15 protein-coding genes are annotated in these 15,800 nt (G+C 57.0%); 13 read left to right on the top strand and 2 right to left on the bottom strand.

The annotated features are described in order from the left end of the window. Positions 1–139 precede the first annotated feature (139 nt). The 6 genes from gltP to OXR04_RS10125 all read left to right on the top strand — a co-directional run bounded on the left by gltP (position 140) and on the right by OXR04_RS10125 (position 6,906). A complete protein-coding gene (gene gltP / locus OXR04_RS10150; protein WP_267369680.1) occupies positions 140–1,441 on the top strand; it encodes a glutamate/aspartate:proton symporter GltP in 1,302 nt (433 codons plus the stop codon). 248 nt (positions 1,442–1,689) lie between these two features. Next, positions 1,690–1,935, top strand: coding sequence for a hypothetical protein (locus OXR04_RS10145; protein ID WP_235334451.1), 246 nt, complete (start codon positions 1,690–1,692; stop codon positions 1,933–1,935). Between the two features lie 117 nt (positions 1,936–2,052). Continuing rightward, positions 2,053–2,427 carry a helix-turn-helix transcriptional regulator gene (locus tag OXR04_RS10140; RefSeq protein WP_046101028.1) on the top strand — a complete coding sequence of 125 codons (375 nt, stop codon included), beginning with the start codon at positions 2,053–2,055 and terminating at the stop codon, positions 2,425–2,427. Positions 2,428–2,767: 340 nt separating this feature from the next. After that, a complete protein-coding gene (gene murQ / locus OXR04_RS10135) occupies positions 2,768–3,679 on the top strand; it encodes an N-acetylmuramic acid 6-phosphate etherase (RefSeq protein ID WP_267369683.1) in 912 nt (303 codons plus the stop codon). Next, on the top strand, positions 3,679–5,133 hold the full coding sequence (gene murP / locus OXR04_RS10130; protein ID WP_267369685.1) for a PTS N-acetylmuramic acid transporter subunit IIBC: 1,455 nt from the start codon (positions 3,679–3,681) through the stop codon (positions 5,131–5,133). The genes murQ and murP overlap by 1 nt, the downstream gene beginning before the upstream one ends. A gap of 228 nt (positions 5,134–5,361) precedes the next feature. Next, complete coding sequence (locus OXR04_RS10125; protein ID WP_046101031.1) at positions 5,362–6,906, top strand: PAS domain-containing methyl-accepting chemotaxis protein; 1,545 nt, start codon at positions 5,362–5,364, stop codon at positions 6,904–6,906. Here OXR04_RS10125 and OXR04_RS10120 read toward each other — a convergent pair. Then, positions 6,903–7,880, bottom strand: a complete 978-nt coding sequence (locus OXR04_RS10120) for an AraC family transcriptional regulator (protein ID WP_009092573.1) — start codon at positions 7,878–7,880, stop codon at positions 6,903–6,905. The two genes, OXR04_RS10125 and OXR04_RS10120, sit on opposite strands and share 4 nt — an antisense overlap. A gap of 104 nt (positions 7,881–7,984) precedes the next feature. Between OXR04_RS10120 and OXR04_RS10115 the strand changes: the two genes are divergently transcribed. From OXR04_RS10115 to OXR04_RS10095, 5 genes are all read left to right on the top strand, one after another. After that, a complete protein-coding gene (locus tag OXR04_RS10115) occupies positions 7,985–9,172 on the top strand; it encodes an MFS transporter (RefSeq protein ID WP_058957008.1) in 1,188 nt (395 codons plus the stop codon). 212 nt (positions 9,173–9,384) lie between these two features. Next, positions 9,385–9,594, top strand: a complete 210-nt coding sequence (locus OXR04_RS10110; protein WP_098051761.1) for a DUF1471 domain-containing protein — start codon at positions 9,385–9,387, stop codon at positions 9,592–9,594. Positions 9,595–9,793: 199 nt separating this feature from the next. Beyond that, the gene (locus OXR04_RS10105) at positions 9,794–10,846 is read left to right on the top strand and encodes a YncE family protein (RefSeq protein ID WP_167428907.1); all 1,053 of its coding nucleotides are present in this window, start codon (positions 9,794–9,796) and stop codon (positions 10,844–10,846) included. A 196-nt stretch (positions 10,847–11,042) separates the two neighbouring features. After that, complete coding sequence (locus tag OXR04_RS10100) at positions 11,043–11,408, top strand: type II toxin-antitoxin system RelE/ParE family toxin (protein ID WP_267369693.1); 366 nt, start codon at positions 11,043–11,045, stop codon at positions 11,406–11,408. Continuing rightward, positions 11,401–11,700 carry a helix-turn-helix domain-containing protein gene (locus OXR04_RS10095; RefSeq protein WP_009092569.1) on the top strand — a complete coding sequence of 100 codons (300 nt, stop codon included), beginning with the start codon at positions 11,401–11,403 and terminating at the stop codon, positions 11,698–11,700. The genes OXR04_RS10100 and OXR04_RS10095 overlap by 8 nt, the downstream gene beginning before the upstream one ends. A 55-nt stretch (positions 11,701–11,755) precedes the next feature. On the opposite strand, the gene sbmA is transcribed toward OXR04_RS10095, so the two are convergent. Beyond that, positions 11,756–12,997, bottom strand: a complete 1,242-nt coding sequence (gene sbmA, locus OXR04_RS10090; protein WP_009092568.1) for a peptide antibiotic transporter SbmA — start codon at positions 12,995–12,997, stop codon at positions 11,756–11,758. Between the two features lie 276 nt (positions 12,998–13,273). Here sbmA and OXR04_RS10085 point away from each other — a divergent pair, with 276 nt between their 5' ends. Continuing rightward, positions 13,274–14,008, top strand: coding sequence for a gluconate 2-dehydrogenase subunit 3 family protein (locus tag OXR04_RS10085; RefSeq protein WP_167431907.1), 735 nt, complete (start codon positions 13,274–13,276; stop codon positions 14,006–14,008). Between the two features lie 2 nt (positions 14,009–14,010). Next, on the top strand, positions 14,011–15,795 hold the full coding sequence (locus tag OXR04_RS10080) for a GMC family oxidoreductase (RefSeq protein ID WP_267369698.1): 1,785 nt from the start codon (positions 14,011–14,013) through the stop codon (positions 15,793–15,795). Positions 15,796–15,800 lie beyond the last annotated feature (5 nt).

Raw genomic sequence — 15,800 nt, 5'->3', positions numbered from 1 at the left:
AATCGTCAGATTTTCATACGAGGCGCTGTTTCAAGACACCCTCTAATTTACCGGGCTTTTTGCTCACTCCCTGTGTGTATCGTCTTCTGCACCTTCGCAGCAGAGAAAAAACGGGTTTTGACTGAGGAAATGACACGTTATGAAAGGTTTTAAAATCAGCCTGGCCTGGCAGATTCTGACAGCCCTTGTGCTTGGTATCATCGTGGGCGCTGTGTTGCATAATCAGCCAGACAATCGTGAATGGTTAGTCACCAACATTCTCAGTCCGGCAGGCGATATCTTCATTCATCTCATCAAGATGATTGTGGTACCGATTGTGATTTCATCCCTGGTGGTCGGCATTGCCGGCGTCGGTGATGCAAAGAAGCTGGGACGCATCGGCGTCAAAACGATTCTCTACTTTGAAGTGATCACCACCCTTGCCATTGTGGTCGGTATTACGCTGGCCAACGTATTTCAACCCGGCACCGGCATCGATATGTCAACGCTGGCAACGGTGGACATCTCTAAATATGAAGCGACAACGGCAGAGGTGCAGGGCGGTCCGCACAGCCTGGTTGCCACCATTCTGTCGCTGATCCCGCAGAACATCTTCGCCTCAATGGTGAAGGGCGACATGCTGCCGATTATCTTTTTCTCGGTACTGTTTGGCTTAGGCCTCTCGTCTCTGCCGTCAGAACAGCGCGATCCGCTGGTGAACCTGTTCCGTGGCATCTCTGAAACGATGTTTAAAGTCACGAACATGATCATGCGCTATGCGCCGGTAGGGGTGTTTGCGCTGATTGCGGTGACGATTGCCAACTTCGGCTTTGCCTCGCTCTGGCCGCTGGCCAAGCTGGTGCTGCTGGTTTACGTGGCGATTCTCTTCTTCGCCTTCGTGGTACTGGGCGGCGTGGCGCGTCTCTGCAAGCTGCGGATCACCACCCTGATGCATATCCTGAAAGATGAGCTGATCCTCTCTTACTCCACCTCCAGTTCGGAAACCGTGCTGCCACGCATCATGGAGAAGATGGAAGCCTACGGCGCGCCGAAAGCGATCACCAGCTTTGTGGTGCCGACCGGCTATTCATTTAATCTGGATGGTTCAACGCTTTATCAGAGCATCGCGGCCATCTTTATCGCGCAGCTCTATGGCATTGACCTGTCACTGACCGACGAGATTGTGCTGGTGCTGACGCTGATGGTGACCTCGAAAGGGATCGCCGGCGTGCCGGGCGTGTCGTTCGTGGTGCTGCTGGCCACCCTGGGCAGCGTCGGCATTCCGCTGGAAGGCCTGGCATTTATCGCTGGTGTTGACCGCATCATGGACATGGCGCGTACCGCGCTGAACGTGGTCGGTAACGCGCTGGCGGTGCTGGTGATTTCCCGCTGGGAAAACCAGTTCGATGCAGAACAGGCGAAGGCGTACGAACTGCAGCTGCGGACGCAGACCGCAGGCTGATCGTTCTCGTTCACGCAGAAAGGGCTCAACGAAAGTTGGGCCCTTTTTTTTGTGTGGCGCTTTCTGGCGCGCTTTAACAGGAGGAGTCAGTCTCCAGACCGTTATATAAATATAACTAAATCGTGCTTTATAAAACCATTTAGTTGCTCTGCAAACTGGATTTGGTTATGTTCTGAGATGCGTTGAGTGCGTGCTTTGACAACATGGAGTGTTGACGGATGCCAGAAATTAACTGGACGAAAAAGGCGTTGAAACAGCTGTATGGGCTGCCTCAGAAAGAGGGTAACGCCATCGAAGATGCTGTAGAGGCGCTTACTAAGTGGCCCGATATCCCCCATCTGAAAGTCGAAAAGCTGACGGATGATAAAGAGAAGCGAATGAAGCTGGTGGTGGGTCACTACCGCGTGTTGTGGAAAATAGAGAAAGGTCAGCCAGTGGTGATAGCTATTCTGGAAGTCGTAAGAAGAACATCGACCACGTACAAAAAGCGTTAGCAAGCGGTTGGGTCAGCCTGCGTCAACCCTGAGTCAAAAACAGATATGAATTTAGCTGAGTCGCGTCAGCAGATGACCACAGGTCTGGTCTGCCGCGGCAGTAAGGAGTGATGATCTATGAATGCGATACAGTTTCTGACAGACGAGCGCGGGAATCGCACCGGTGCCGTCATCCCCATAGAGTTGTTTAACAGGCTTATGGCCAATCATCACTTAGACGACGTGTTTGAGCCTCTCCCCTATAAATCGGCTCCGGATGACGATGAAACCATCCCTCATGACGTAATGAAAATCAGCCGGAGACAATCCGTTCCTTTGCATGTTGCCTGGCGTTTACATCGGCAAATGTCACAGGAAGAGGTCGCGAATAAATTAGGCATCACGCAGGCTGGCGTTTCAAAGCTGGAGTCGAGAAAGAAACCTCAAAAACAGACGCTTGAGAAGCTGGCTGCTTTATATGACTGCAGAACGTCACAACTTTATATTGATTAAATAAACGTGCTTTTAAACGGCGATGCGTGAACTTTATGCCTTCTGAATAATTAACGCAGGACGGGCCTGGTCTTTGAAGAGAAAACAGTGCTCTGTTCAGGCAGATATCCGCAGTGACTGCGTAAAGACGGCGTAGAGCCATCCCCGGGGCCTCGGCCGCCGGTTACTCGCCTCATCCATGAAGTACGTAATCGCGTGGGTCGGGCGTCAGGGCTGACCAGCCCACTCCCCGCAATATGACTCACCCCACATCCAGTGAAAAAAGATCTCCCCCAGAGAATTAATCATTCTTTATAATGTTTTCCAGTTTGAATAATTTATTCCTTTTGCGGAGCCCGCCATGAAACTCGACCTCAGCCAGATGATTACCGAAGGCCGCAACCCGGCCAGCCAGAACATCGACGAACTCTCCACCGAAGCGATGCTGCGCGTCATTAATGATGAAGATAAAAAGGTCGCGCTGGCGGTTGAGGCTATCCTGCCGCAGATCGCTGCCGCCGTTGACGCCATCTGCGCCGCCTTCCGGGCCGGTGGACGACTGATCTACTGCGGCGCAGGCACCTCCGGACGGCTCGGTATTCTGGATGCCAGCGAATGCCCGCCCACCTTTGGCACCCCCCGCGAACAGGTTATCGGCCTGATCGCCGGTGGCCATACCGCTATCCTGCAGGCGGTTGAAAACGCCGAAGATAACCGGGAGCAGGGCGCGCAGGATCTGAAAGATATCCACTTCAGCCGCCACGATGTGCTGGTCGGTATCGCCGCCAGCGGTCGTACACCCTATGTGCTGGGTGCGCTGGCTTACGCGAACGAACTTGGCGCGACCACCGTGGCGCTCACCTGTAATCCGGACAGCGCTATGGCACAGGTTGCCGCGATTGCGCTCACCCCGGTGGTCGGCCCGGAGATTGTCACCGGCTCTTCCCGCATGAAAGCGGGCACGGCGCAGAAACTGGTGCTCAACATGCTTACCACCGGCGCGATGATCCGCAGCGGAAAGGTCTACGGCAATCTCATGGTGGATGTGGAAGCCACGAATCAGAAGCTGGTGCAGCGCCAGGTCAACATCGTCATGCAGGCCACGGATTGCGATGACGCCACGGCCCGCGCCGCGCTCACCGCCTGCGGCGGACACTGCAAAACGGCCATCCTCATGGTGCTGGCCGGACTGGACGCCGATGAGGCAAAAGCGCTGCTCAGCCAGCATCAGGGCTTTATCCGTCAGGCTCTGCAGGCAGCGGGAGCACGCTGATGGCCAGCATCACCGTAGCACTGCTGCGCGATATCCTGCAGGCGGTCGGCGGGGCGCGCAATATCGCAGCCTGCGGCCACTGCATGACGCGGCTGCGGCTGACGCTCAATCAGGCCGGGCAGGCCGATCTGGCACGCCTGAAAAGCCTGCCGGGCGTGCTGGGCGTCATCAACAGCGAGGCGCAGCTTCAGATTGTCCTCGGTCCGGGGAAAGCGCAGACCGCCGCAGAAGGGATGCAGCGCCTGCTGTCACAGGAGGATATCTCGCCACCTCCCCACCAGCAGACGGCGGATCTGGCGCAGCGGGCGGCGGAGCAGAAGCAGCAGCTCAGGGCGAAACAGACCCACGGCGTTCACCAGTTTCTGTCGCGTTTTGCCACCATTTTTACCCCGCTGATTCCGGGCTTTATCGGCGCGGGCCTGCTGCTCGGTTTTGCCACGCTGATTGAGCAAAGCCTCCACCTTAATGCGCCCGGCGACCATGCGCCCTGGCTGCTGCACGCCGTGGCGTACATGAAAGTGTTCGGCAAAGGGCTGTTTACCTTTCTCAGCATCCTGATTGGCTACAACGCGCAGAAAGCCTTTGGCGGCAGCGGCGTCAACGGTGCCATCATCGCCTCGCTGTTTGTGCTGGGCTATGTGCCCAGCGCCACCACGGGTTACTACAGCGGCATGGAGAGCTTCTTTGGCCTCAGCATCGATCCGCGCGGCAACATTATCGGGGTGCTGATGGCGACGATTATCGGGGCATGGATTGAGAAACAGCTGCGCCGCATCATTCCCGATAACCTCGATATGATCCTCACTTCGCTGTTTACGCTGGTGATCACCGGCGCCATCACCTATCTGCTCATCATGCCGCTGGGCGGTGAACTGTTCAGAGGGATGTCATGGCTGTTCATCCATCTCAACAATAATCCCTTTGGCTGTGCTCTGCTGGCCGGGCTGTTCCTGATTGCGGTGATGTTCGGCATCCATCAGGGCTTTATTCCGGTCTACTTTGCGCTGATGGAAAGCCAGGGCTTTAACTCCCTGTTTCCGATTCTGGCAATGGCGGGGGCCGGGCAGGTCGGTGCAGCACTGGCGCTGTGGTGTAGAGCGGAGAAGGGGGCGCTGCTGCGGGCGCAGATCAAAGGTGCCATTGTGCCGGGCCTGCTGGGTGTCGGTGAACCTCTGATCTACGGCGTCACCCTGCCGCGCCTTAAGCCCTTCATCACCGCCTGTGGGGGCGGAGCGCTGGGCGGTTTCTTTATCGGACTGGTGGCGTGGCTGGGATTACCGGTGGGGATGAATACGGTATTCGGGCCATCCGGTCTGGTCACGCTGCCGCTGATGACGTCCGGACAGGGGATCTTCGCCGGGATGGCGGTCTATCTGGCCGGGCTGATGGTCGCCTGGACCGGCGGGTTTCTGCTGACCTGGTGGTTCGGCACCCGAAATGTTGACCTCAGCTGACGGACTGCCGGAATTCTGAAATCCGGCTAACGGATGAATAATCGCCCAAAAATGTGAAAGCCGCTGCAAAGTGGCTTTTTTCGCGGCAGAAATTTAATGGAATCGCTAAAGAGAGTACAGACGCATGCCGAAAACATAAAAAAAGGTAATCGTTATCTCTCAGCCTGCCGTTTTCCCGCTGACAGTTAAGCTGTCACGGGCAGAAGGTCGGGTCTTCAAGGATTTTTGATGCGTAACAACCAGCCTGTCTCTCAGCGTGAATATCTGTTCGACGATCATGCGACACTGATGTCCACCACCGATCTCAACAGCCACATCACCTACGCCAACGACGCCTTCATCGAAGCGAGCGGATTCACCGCCGACGAGATCAACGGCCAGCCGCACAATATGGTGCGCCATCCCGACATGCCGCCGGAAGCCTTTGCTGACATGTGGGCGACGCTGAAGCAGGGCGAGCCCTGGACCGCGCTGGTCAAGAACCGACGTAAAAATGGCGATCACTACTGGGTGCGGGCCAATGCCATTCCGGTGGTGCGTGACGGCAAAGTGCAGGGCTATATGTCGGTGCGCACCAAACCCACCCCGGAAGAGGTGCGTCAGAGCGAAGCGCTCTATCAGGATTTTCGTGAAGGCCGCGCCAGAGGGCGACGTTTTCACAAAGGCCTGCTGGTGCGCAGCGGCTGGGGGCGACCCGCCTCATTGCTGAAGACGCTGCCACTGCGCTGGCGGATCCGCAGCACCCTGCTGGCACTGCTGCCCCTGTCGGTGGCGGGTACCTGGGCGCTGGGTATGACACCGGCGGCCCTGGCCGGTTTTGCTGCCGGTATGGCCGCTCTGCTGACACTCAGCAGCCTCTGGCTGGAGCAGCAAATCTCCCGCCCGATCGAACGGATGTGTCAGCAGGCCCTGCGCGTGGCGACCGGAGCCAGCCATCAGGTTGAGCAGATGGATCGCGTGGATGAGGTGGGCGTGACGCTGCGTGCCATCGGCCAGCTCGGCCTGATGTTCCGCTGGCTGGTGGATGATGTCAGCGGCCAGGCGATCAACGTTTTAAGCGCCAGCGACGCTATCGCCCGCAGCAATAACGAACTGAGTCGTCGCACCGAGCAGGCGGCCGCCAACGTGCAGCAGACGGCGGCCACCATGAACGAAATGACCGCGACGGTGAAGAGCAATACGGAAACCGCGCATGAGGTGAATACCCTCTCTGCCGACACCAGCAGTGCGGCGAGCAAAGGCGGTGAGGTGATGAGCGAGATGATGGAGATGATGGGTGAAATCGCCGACAGCTCGAAGCGAATCGCCAATATTACCAGCGTGATCGACGGTATTGCCTTCCAGACCAACATTCTGGCGCTGAACGCGGCCGTGGAAGCGGCACGGGCCGGTGAACAGGGCAAAGGCTTTGCGGTGGTAGCGGGTGAGGTGCGCAGTCTGGCGCAGCGCAGCGCCAAAGCGGCCAGTGAGATAAAAATGCTGGTCGAAACCAGCGCTGGCCGGGTCAAATCGGGCAATGAACATGCCAGCGCGGCAGGCCGGACCATGCAGGATATTGTGTCGCAGGTACAGAATGTCACGGCACTGATTGCCCAGATCAGTGCCGCCACCGCCGAGCAGGCCACCGCACTCAGTGAGGTGAGTTCAGCGGTGGAAGATCTTGATGACATTACCCATCAGAACGCCGCGCGCGTATCGGAAAGCGCCGAGGCGTCGGGCCGGATGACCCATCAGGCAAACCGTCTGGTGGAGGCGATCAGCGTATTCCGCTAAGCGGCAGATGAGGCGGTCAGCGCCTGCGTGCCTTCGCGTCCGGCTCGCAGCGCGCCTGGCGACTGACCGACGATGCGTTTAAAGGCGCGGCTGAACGCTGCAATCGAGCCGTAGCCGAGATGGTAAGCCACGGCTTCCACCGCCTCGCCATTGTTCACAATCCGCTGCACCGCCAGCCGCATCCGCAGTTCGGTCAGATAACGTAACGGCGTCATGCCGGTGGCGTTGAGAAAACGGCCGGCAAACACCGAACGCGAACAGCCCGCCACGCTGGCCAGCCGCGCGACCGTCCAGTTTTCGCCTGGCTCCCGGTGCATGGCGGCAATCGCCTGACTCAGCCGCGGATCGCGCATCGCCTGCACCAGCCCGCTCTGCTGGCCGCAGCCGTTCTCCACCCAGCCGCGCACAATCAGCGCGGCAACCACATCGGCCAGACGCGACAGAATACCGGCAAATCCCGCCTGCCGGGTGCGCGACTCCCGTTCCATCGCCGCCAGGATCGGCTGAATCTCCGGATACTGCGACAGCAGGGTACTCACCAGCATCACATCCGGCATAGTATTGATCAGCGGCTGCATGCCGCCCAGTTCAAATGCCATACAGGCGCTGAACAGCAGCACGCTATGCTCATCCTCTCCGGCATCCTCCGGAGCGGCGATGGCGCAGACGCTGTCGCAGATCGGCTTGCTCGTCATATTTTTCACACACAGGCAGGCCACCTCCTCGCCGGAGATCAGGCTGTGCGGTTTACCGTGCGGCACCAGTAGCGCATCGCCGCTGTGAAGCGGAAACACCTCACCGGAGGCGCTGCGCACCAGCAGTGAGCCGCGGCCGACAAAGTGAAACTGCGCCCGGCCCGGTGCGTGATCGAAGCGCAGCCCGAACGGTGCGCTTACGGCGATACGCTGATAGTTGACGCCATAAAGGCGCATCCCCATCAACAGCTCGCTGGTCAGGTCTCCATAGTGGCTCATGCGATTCCAGACGAATTATCAAAAATGAAGGTGTAAGCATCATAGATCGTCCTGACGCCTCCCTCTATGCTCTCTCACACTTTTTTATCTTCCGGAGAAGCAGCATGAGTCTGACAACCGAAGTGGCTGATGAGGTTTCCTCGCCGACCCACCCCGCGTGGGGCGCAGTTTTTGCTATGGCGTTTGGGGTGTTCAGCCTGATTACCGCCGAATTTTTACCCGTGAGTCTGCTGACGCCCATGGCGCACAGTCTCGGCGTTTCAGAAGGGCAGGCGGGACAGACCGTCACCATTACCGCCCTGGTGGCGCTGTTTACCAGCCTGGTGACCGGCAGCGTCACGCGGCGTATTGATCGCCGCATCGTGATGCTGGTGTTCTCACTGCTGCTGATCGCCTCGGCGCTGATGGTGGCGTTTGCCGGCGATCTGACGGTGATATTGCTGGCGCGCGTGTTGCTGGGGATGGCGATAGGTGGCTTCTGGACGCTCTCAACCGCCATCACCATGCGTCTGGTTCCCGTCGATCAGGTACCGCGGGCGCTCTCCATCGTCTTCAGCGGGATCTCGCTGGCGACGATTATCGCCACGCCGCTTGGCAGCTACCTCGGTGGCCTGGTGGGCTGGCGCAACATCTTTATGCTGACCGCCGGGCTGGGCGCGGTGGCGCTGCTGTGGCAGTTCTTTACCCTGCCCGCCATGCCGGCAGAGAACAAAGCCCGCAGCGGCGGCGTACTGACCCTGCTGCGGATCGGCGTGATGCGCTGGGGCATGCTGGCCGTGATCATGATGTTCACCGGCCACTTCGCCTTCTTTACCTATCTGCGCCCTTTCCTGGAAGGTGTGGCGCAGTTTAACCTTAATCAGCTGTCGCTGGCGCTGCTGGCCTTTGGTGTGGCGAACTTCTTTGGCACCTCGCTGGCCGGTTTTCTGGTGACCCGCAGCGTGTCGCTGACGCTGAGCGGGATGGCGCTGCTAATGAGCCTGACCGCGCTGCTGCTGGTGACTTTTGGCGGGGTCAGCTGGATAGTGGGAGCGGGCGTGGCGATCTGGGGCATGGCGTTTGGTTCGATGCCAACCGGCTGGTCAACCTGGATTTCGCGTGCGGTGCCGGATGATGCAGAATCGGGCGGTGGTCTGCTGGTCGCCACGATTCAGCTGGCGATAACTGTCGGCGCGGCGGCGGGCGGCTGGATGTTCGATCTGCGCGGCGCTGGCGGCGTATTTGTTGCCAGCGGGGTACTGATGCTGCTGGCTGCACTGACCATCTTCAGCCGGGTCCGGCACCACGGTTAATCTTTTTCAGGCAGCGGATTATGCTGCCTTTTCTTTCATGATCGGGTGATTAACCTTTTGAGCGATAACTGTACGATGCGTGCTTTTTATGTTCAGTTTTTCTGAAAGAGATAAGCAAAACCCTCCGCTTTTTCCTGATCAACTTCCGGACTATTATTTCTATCAGCAAGGCAGCACGCCTTACCTGATAAAAATCAACCGAGGAATTGACCATGAAATCTATCAAAAATTTTGCAGCTGTTATCGCGCTTTCTGTTCTGCCATTCGCCAGCTTCGCGCAATCTGTGACCGCCATCGACTCTACACTGGACGGTGCTGAAGCGAAAATTGCTGCGCAGGCTCAGGAAGCTGGTGCTTCATATAAAATCACTGAAGCTTACACCAACAACGGCGTGCATATGACCGCTGAACTGCTGAAATAATCTTTCTGCCCTCCCATGCTGACAGGACGCCTCCGGGCGTCCTGGCGGCGTTTCTGCGCGAATAATCCTGTCCCTTTCCTTCCGAAATAATTATTATTCTCAAAAACAAGATTCTTTCAGGCTGCTGGTCAGCTGTTTCTGGTTGCAATGTCGGGCTTTCATTTCACTGCGTCTGCGGTGAATTCACTCTGGAGAAGTTATGAAAGCGAATACCAATACGCGCCGGACGCTGCGTCCGCTGTTACTGGCTACGGCCCTGTTTTCTGCGTCAGGATGGCTGGCTGTGCAGGCAGAAGATCTGAATCAGGCGGTGGGCAAAGGGGTCTATGAACTGGCCGTCAGCCCGAAGGAGAAGGCGCTGTTCGTGGCGACAGCACAAAACAGCAGCGGCGAGGGCGGCACCGTGTTTCGTCTCGATCCCGCGACGCTGGCGGTGCAGAAGTCGATCGCCACGCCGCTGAAATCGTTTGGCGCGGCGCTCAACCCGCAAACCAACGTGCTCTATATCGGTAATACGCTTGACGGTTCAGTGACCGCGATTGATGCCAGCAGTGGCAACCTCCTCAACACGCGCGTGCTGGATGGCCGCAAGCGCAGCGAAACCGTGCGTCCGTTGCAGCCGCGTCAGGTGGCCGTGGATGTGAAAACTGACCGCGTCTATATCACCGGGCTGGGGCCGCAAAGCGTGGTCTGGGTCGTGGATGGCAGTTCGCTGAAACTGATCAGCACGATCCCGAACACCGGCAAAATGGGCACAGGCCTGGCAGTGGATTCAGCCGCGCAGAAGGTGTACGTCACCAATGCGGATGGCGAGCTGGTGACCATTAACGCGCGCACCAATGCCGTTGAGAAAAAACAGAAGATTGATGGCGATAAAGCGCACTTCTTCCTGAACATTGCGCTGGATACGCGCGGTCAGCGTGCCTTCCTGAGTGATTCAAAGCAGGCTCAGGTGCTGGTGGTTGATCTGCGTAGTCAGCAGGTCATACAGCGGATTGCCGTTCCGGAATCGCTGGCGGTGCTGTTCAATCCGGATCGCGATGAACTCTATGTCACCCATCGCAAAGCGGGCGAGGTCAGCATCATCGACGCCCGCACCTATCAGGTTAAACGTACCGTAAAAACGCCGGCCCTGCCGAACAGTCTGGCGCTCTCAGCGGATGGCAACGTGCTTTATGTCAGCGTGAAGCAGCCAGGCTCGCGCAAGGCGCCGCCAGCGAATCCTGATAGCGTGATGCGCATAACTCTGTAAGGAATGCTCTCTGCGCGGGGAGGTAAAGAGTTTTACCGCCGCGCTGTGTCACCGGAAAAGCCACTCTCACGGGTGGCTTTTTGTATTGAAAAGCACGCTTTTGGCCAGGATATGTCGCGGTTATAGGGCAACACTTGCCCTTATAGCGAATAAGCTATAGTATGATTTATAGCTTATTCGCTATAAGGATGTTGCGATGTGGGATATCGATACAACCCATCTCTTTGACGAGTGGTTTGAGACCCAGACTGAGACCCAGACTGAGGCGCTGAAGGAGGATATGCTCGCCGCGATGATTATCCTTTCCGAGTATGGTCCTCAGTTAGGAAGGCCGTATGCTGATACGATAGACGACTCTGACTTTCCAAATATGAAAGAATTAAGAGTGCAGCATCAGGGCAATCCGATTCGGGCCTTCTTCGCGTTTGATCCTGCTCGCCGTGGCATTGTGTTATGTGCTGGCGATAAAACCGGGGTTAAAGAAAAAAGATTCTATAAAGAGATGATCAAACTGGCAGATGCTGAATTCCGCAAACACCTGAAAAGAGGGGAAAATGGCTAATTTAAAAGAGCTGATGGCAAAGCAAAGCCCGGAAAGTCGTGAGCGTATTGCCGAAAAAGTGGACGAAATGCGGCAGGTTATTGCCCTGAACATGTTGCGGGAAGAACTTAACCTATCCCAGACAGAGATGGCGCGAGCCATGGGGGTGAAGCAGCCAACCATTGCCAGAATGGAGCAGGCTGACAACGATCCACGCCTTTCTACGCTGAAGCGTTACGTTACAGCTCTGGGAGGCGAGATAAGTATTGATGTCAGACTGCCGACAGGAAAAAGAATTGCTTTTGATCTTTGAATAAAAAAAGCCACTTGTCAGAGTGGCTTTTTCACGTCAATAAAGCACCTGTGCGCTACACATCCTCTGACGCTTCGCGCATCATCTCGTCGTGCGGCACATCATCCAGAATCTGCTCGAAGCTGCGCAGACGTTTGTAGATGGACATCAGTTCAATCAGCGTCGACCAGGAGGCGATCAGATACTGGAACGAGCCGCGCACCTGATCAAACACGTTGGTGATCTGATTGAGTAAGCCCAGCGTGATGGTGCCCGCCACAATCGAGGGAAACAGCAGGAACAGACCAAACACGTTATCGACCTGCAGATAGAGAATGCGGGTGATGTTGAAGTAGAGATAGTGAAAGTAGAGACGGAAGTAGTTAACCCGCACCCGACTGAACAGCTCCTGCACCGTCTGTGGCCCGGCGCGATCGGCATTGTCTTCGCCGTAGACCAGCTCTTTACGGTAGGCAGCTTCGACCCGCTGGTTGCGGAACTCCAGCCCAGGCAGTTTAATCCCGACCAGCGCCAGCAAACCTGTACCAAACACCGACCAGAGCACCGCGGCAATCACCAGCGCGTAAGGGATATTACCGAGGAACGGGATATCTTTAACGTGATGGGAGAGCGCCACCAGTACCGGCAAAAATGCCACCAGCGTCATGATCGCCTGAATAAAACTGACGCCCCAGTTTTCAAGCGTGGTCGCAAAGCGCATGGTGTCTTCCTGCACACGCTGTGCGGCACCTTCAACATGACGCAGCCGCTGCCAGTTGTGCATGTAGTAGTTATTCATGGCGGTACGCCAGCGGAAAACCCAGTGGCTGATAAAGAACGAATTAAGTACGCCAATCACCACCGCGATTAATGCGATGCCGAGAAAAGCCACAACCTGGTGGTAAAACTCAGCAATCTGCACCGATCCCGCTTTTGTCAGCGCTTTCTGGATCAGATCGTAAAACGGGCCATACCAGGCGTTGATGGCGACCCCGACCTGGACACCAAACCAGGTGACAAAGATGATCAGTGCCGATCCCCAGACTGACCAGCGTTGCCACGGATGCGAGTCGATCACCCGCCACGCCACGGCAAAAATGGCGACCATTATCCAGTAGTAGAGATAGAACCAGATCTGACTCGCCGCGATAAAACGCGCTGCGGTCGTCGGCAGGGGCGCTTTGATAGCGGTTTCGAACATGGGCCACATGCCGGGCAACTGCTCAGCAAAACCAAACCAGGCAAAAATAGCGACTAAACTCCAGACGGCCGCTGAGCTGAAAAACAGCGCTGGCCGCGGAAAAAAAGACTTAAACATAGGCACTCCGCTGTTGTGTATGGTCTTTTATAACGTTTTGGTTGCTTGCTGTCTGTAGTCTGTTGTTTCTGCTCATGACAGGGCAGGGATGAATGTTAATGAAATTGTGCGGTTTTGTTTCGCGGAACTAAATCTTTGTGAATAGCAGTGTTACAATATGGCGGCTTGTTACCGGTAACAAACCGGCGTCAGGGCCGGTATCTGCTGATAAAAACCACTACAACGCAACCACCTATTTTTTCATACCGCCATCCAGCGCGGGAATGAGGCAATGTCATGTCAGAACAAAAAAAGGGTCATTCACGCAGGGATTTTTTGCTGAAGACAATCACCCTGGCGCCTGCAATGGCGGTAGGGTCCACAGCGATGGGTGCTCTCTCCCTGCCGCTGACCGCACAGGCGGCGGAAACGCCGGCTGCACCGCAGAAGGCGCGTGATTATCAGCCCTCCTGGTTTACCGCCGAAGAGTATGCCTTTATCACCGCCGCCGTGGCGCGCCTGATCCCCAGCGATGAACGCGGGCCTGGCGCAGTGGAAGCGGGCGTGCCGGAGTTCATCGACCGCCAGATGAATACACCCTATGCCACCGGATCGAACTGGTATATGCAGGGGCCGTTTAATCCCGATCTGCCGAAAGAGCTGGGCTATCAGCTGCCGCTGGTGCCGCAGCAGATCTATCGTCTCGGTCTGGCCGATGCCGACCACTACAGCAAACAGCAGCACGGTAAGGTGTTCGCTCAGCTCAGCGTGGAGCAGCAGGATGCGCTATTGCAGGCGATGGAGAGTGGCAGCGCCGAATTCAGCCAGCTGCCCGCTAAAACCTTCTTTGCCTTTCTGCTGCAGAACACCCGCGAAGGCTTCTTCAGCGATCCTGTCCACGGCGGAAATCAGGGAATGGTCGGCTGGAAGCTGATCAACTTCCCTGGCGCACGCGCCGACTTTATGGACTGGGTAGAGCGCGGTGAACGTTATCCGTTCCCGTCAGTATCGATTCGCGGGGAGAGAAGTTAAGCATGGCAAACGAAATGAAAAAAGTGGATGCGGTGATTGTTGGCTTCGGCTGGGCCGGTGCCATCATGGCGAAAGAGCTGACCGAAGCGGGCCTGAATGTGCTGGCGCTGGAGCGTGGGCCGCATCGCGACACCTATCCCGACGGCTCTTATCCGCAGTCCATTGATGAGCTGACCTACAACATCCGCAAAAAGCTGTTCCAGGATCTCTCTAAAAGCACCGTGACCATCCGTCATGATGCTTCGCAGACGGCGGTGCCTTATCGTCAGCTGGCGGCATTCCTGCCCGGCACCGGCACCGGCGGCGCGGGCCTGCACTGGTCAGGCGTCCACTTCCGCGTGGATCCGATTGAACTGCGGATGCGCAGCCATTACGAAGAGCGTTACGGCAAGAATTTCATCCCGGAAGGCATGACGATTCAGGATTTTGGCGTCAGCTACGATGAGCTGGAGCCGTTCTTCGACAAGGCGGAAAAAGTCTTTGGTACCTCAGGCAGCGCCTGGAGTATCAAGGGCAAGGTGGTCGGCAAAGATAAAGGCGGTAACCCGTTTGCGCCCGATCGCTCAGATAACTTTCCGCTGCCCGCCCAGAAGCGTACCTACTCGGCGCAGCTGTTTGCGCAGGCGGCGGAGTCGGTCGGCTATCATCCTTACGATCTGCCTTCCGCCAACACCTCCGGGCCCTATACCAACACCTATGGCGCGCAGATGGGGCCGTGTAACTTCTGCGGATACTGCAGCGGCTACGCCTGCTACATGTATTCCAAAGCGTCACCTAACGTGAACATCCTGCCTGCCCTGCGCCAGGAGCCAAAGTTTGAACTGCGTAACAACTCGTATGTCCTGCGGGTCAATCTCAGCGATGACAAAACGCGCGCAACCGGCGTGACCTATGTGGACGGGCAGGGGCGCGAGCAGGTGCAGCCCGCTGACCTGGTGATCCTCTCCGCTTTCCAGTTCCACAATGTGCATCTGATGCTGCTGTCAGGCATCGGCAAGCCTTACAACCCGATTACCAACGAAGGCACCGTCGGCCGTAACTTCGCCTATCAGAACCTCTCTACCCTGAAGGCGCTGTTTGATAAAAACACCACCACTAACCCGTTTATCGGCGCAGGTGGCGCGGGCGTTGCGGTTGATGATTTCAACGCCGATAACTTCGACCACGGACCGCTGGGCTTTGTGGGCGGGTCGCCATTCTGGGTCAACCAGGCGGGGACCAAGCCGATCTCCGGCATGCCAGTGCCTGCCGGTACGCCAAACTGGGGCAGCAAATGGAAAGCGGCGGTGGCGGATACTTATACCCATCACCTGTCGATGGATGCGCACGGCGCGCATCAGTCCTACCGCGCTAACTATCTCGATCTCGATCCCAACTACAAAGATGCTTATGGGCAGCCACTGCTGCGCATGACCTTTGACTGGCAGGAGAACGACATCAAAATGGCGCAGTTTATGGTCGGAAAAATGCGCAACATCGCTGAAGCGATGAATCCGAAGATGATTCTGGGTGGCGCGAAAAAGCCGGGTACCCATTTTGACTCCACGGTGTATCAGACTACCCACATCAGTGGCGGTGCGATCATGGGCGACGATCCGAAAACCAGTGCGGTTAACCGCTATCTGCAAAGCTGGGACGTGCCGAATGTGTTTGTGCCAGGTGCCTCTGCCTTCCCGCAGGGACTGGGCTACAACCCGACCGGCATGGTGGCGGCGCTGACCTACTGGTCAGCTAAAGCGATTCGCGAAAACTACCTGAAGAACCCCGGTCCACTGGTGCAGGCATAAGGAAT

Source organism: Pantoea sp. GM_Pan_3, assembly GCF_026541045.1.
Classification (GTDB): Bacteria; Pseudomonadota; Gammaproteobacteria; order Enterobacterales; family Enterobacteriaceae; genus Pantoea; species Pantoea anthophila.
This window is presented reverse-complemented; position numbering and strand designations above follow the sequence as displayed.

What these genes read in the sequence shown, in the direction of transcription:
- OXR04_RS10095 (WP_009092569.1), top strand. Translation starts at nt 11,401, where the DNA reads ATGGCTAATTTAAAAGAGCTGATGGCAAAGCAAAGCCCGGAAAGTCGT.
- murP (WP_267369685.1), top strand. Translation starts at nt 3,679, where the DNA reads ATGGCCAGCATCACCGTAGCACTGCTGCGCGATATCCTGCAGGCGGTC.
- OXR04_RS10140 (WP_046101028.1), top strand. Translation starts at nt 2,053, where the DNA reads ATGAATGCGATACAGTTTCTGACAGACGAGCGCGGGAATCGCACCGGT.
- sbmA (WP_009092568.1), bottom strand. Translation starts at nt 12,997, where the DNA reads ATGTTTAAGTCTTTTTTTCCGCGGCCAGCGCTGTTTTTCAGCTCAGCG.
- gltP (WP_267369680.1), top strand. Translation starts at nt 140, where the DNA reads ATGAAAGGTTTTAAAATCAGCCTGGCCTGGCAGATTCTGACAGCCCTT.
- OXR04_RS10115 (WP_058957008.1), top strand. Translation starts at nt 7,985, where the DNA reads ATGAGTCTGACAACCGAAGTGGCTGATGAGGTTTCCTCGCCGACCCAC.
- murQ (WP_267369683.1), top strand. Translation starts at nt 2,768, where the DNA reads ATGAAACTCGACCTCAGCCAGATGATTACCGAAGGCCGCAACCCGGCC.
- OXR04_RS10080 (WP_267369698.1), top strand. Translation starts at nt 14,011, where the DNA reads ATGGCAAACGAAATGAAAAAAGTGGATGCGGTGATTGTTGGCTTCGGC.
- OXR04_RS10120 (WP_009092573.1), bottom strand. Translation starts at nt 7,880, where the DNA reads ATGAGCCACTATGGAGACCTGACCAGCGAGCTGTTGATGGGGATGCGC.
- OXR04_RS10110 (WP_098051761.1), top strand. Translation starts at nt 9,385, where the DNA reads ATGAAATCTATCAAAAATTTTGCAGCTGTTATCGCGCTTTCTGTTCTG.
- OXR04_RS10085 (WP_167431907.1), top strand. Translation starts at nt 13,274, where the DNA reads ATGTCAGAACAAAAAAAGGGTCATTCACGCAGGGATTTTTTGCTGAAG.
- OXR04_RS10100 (WP_267369693.1), top strand. Translation starts at nt 11,043, where the DNA reads ATGTGGGATATCGATACAACCCATCTCTTTGACGAGTGGTTTGAGACC.
- OXR04_RS10125 (WP_046101031.1), top strand. Translation starts at nt 5,362, where the DNA reads ATGCGTAACAACCAGCCTGTCTCTCAGCGTGAATATCTGTTCGACGAT.
- OXR04_RS10105 (WP_167428907.1), top strand. Translation starts at nt 9,794, where the DNA reads ATGAAAGCGAATACCAATACGCGCCGGACGCTGCGTCCGCTGTTACTG.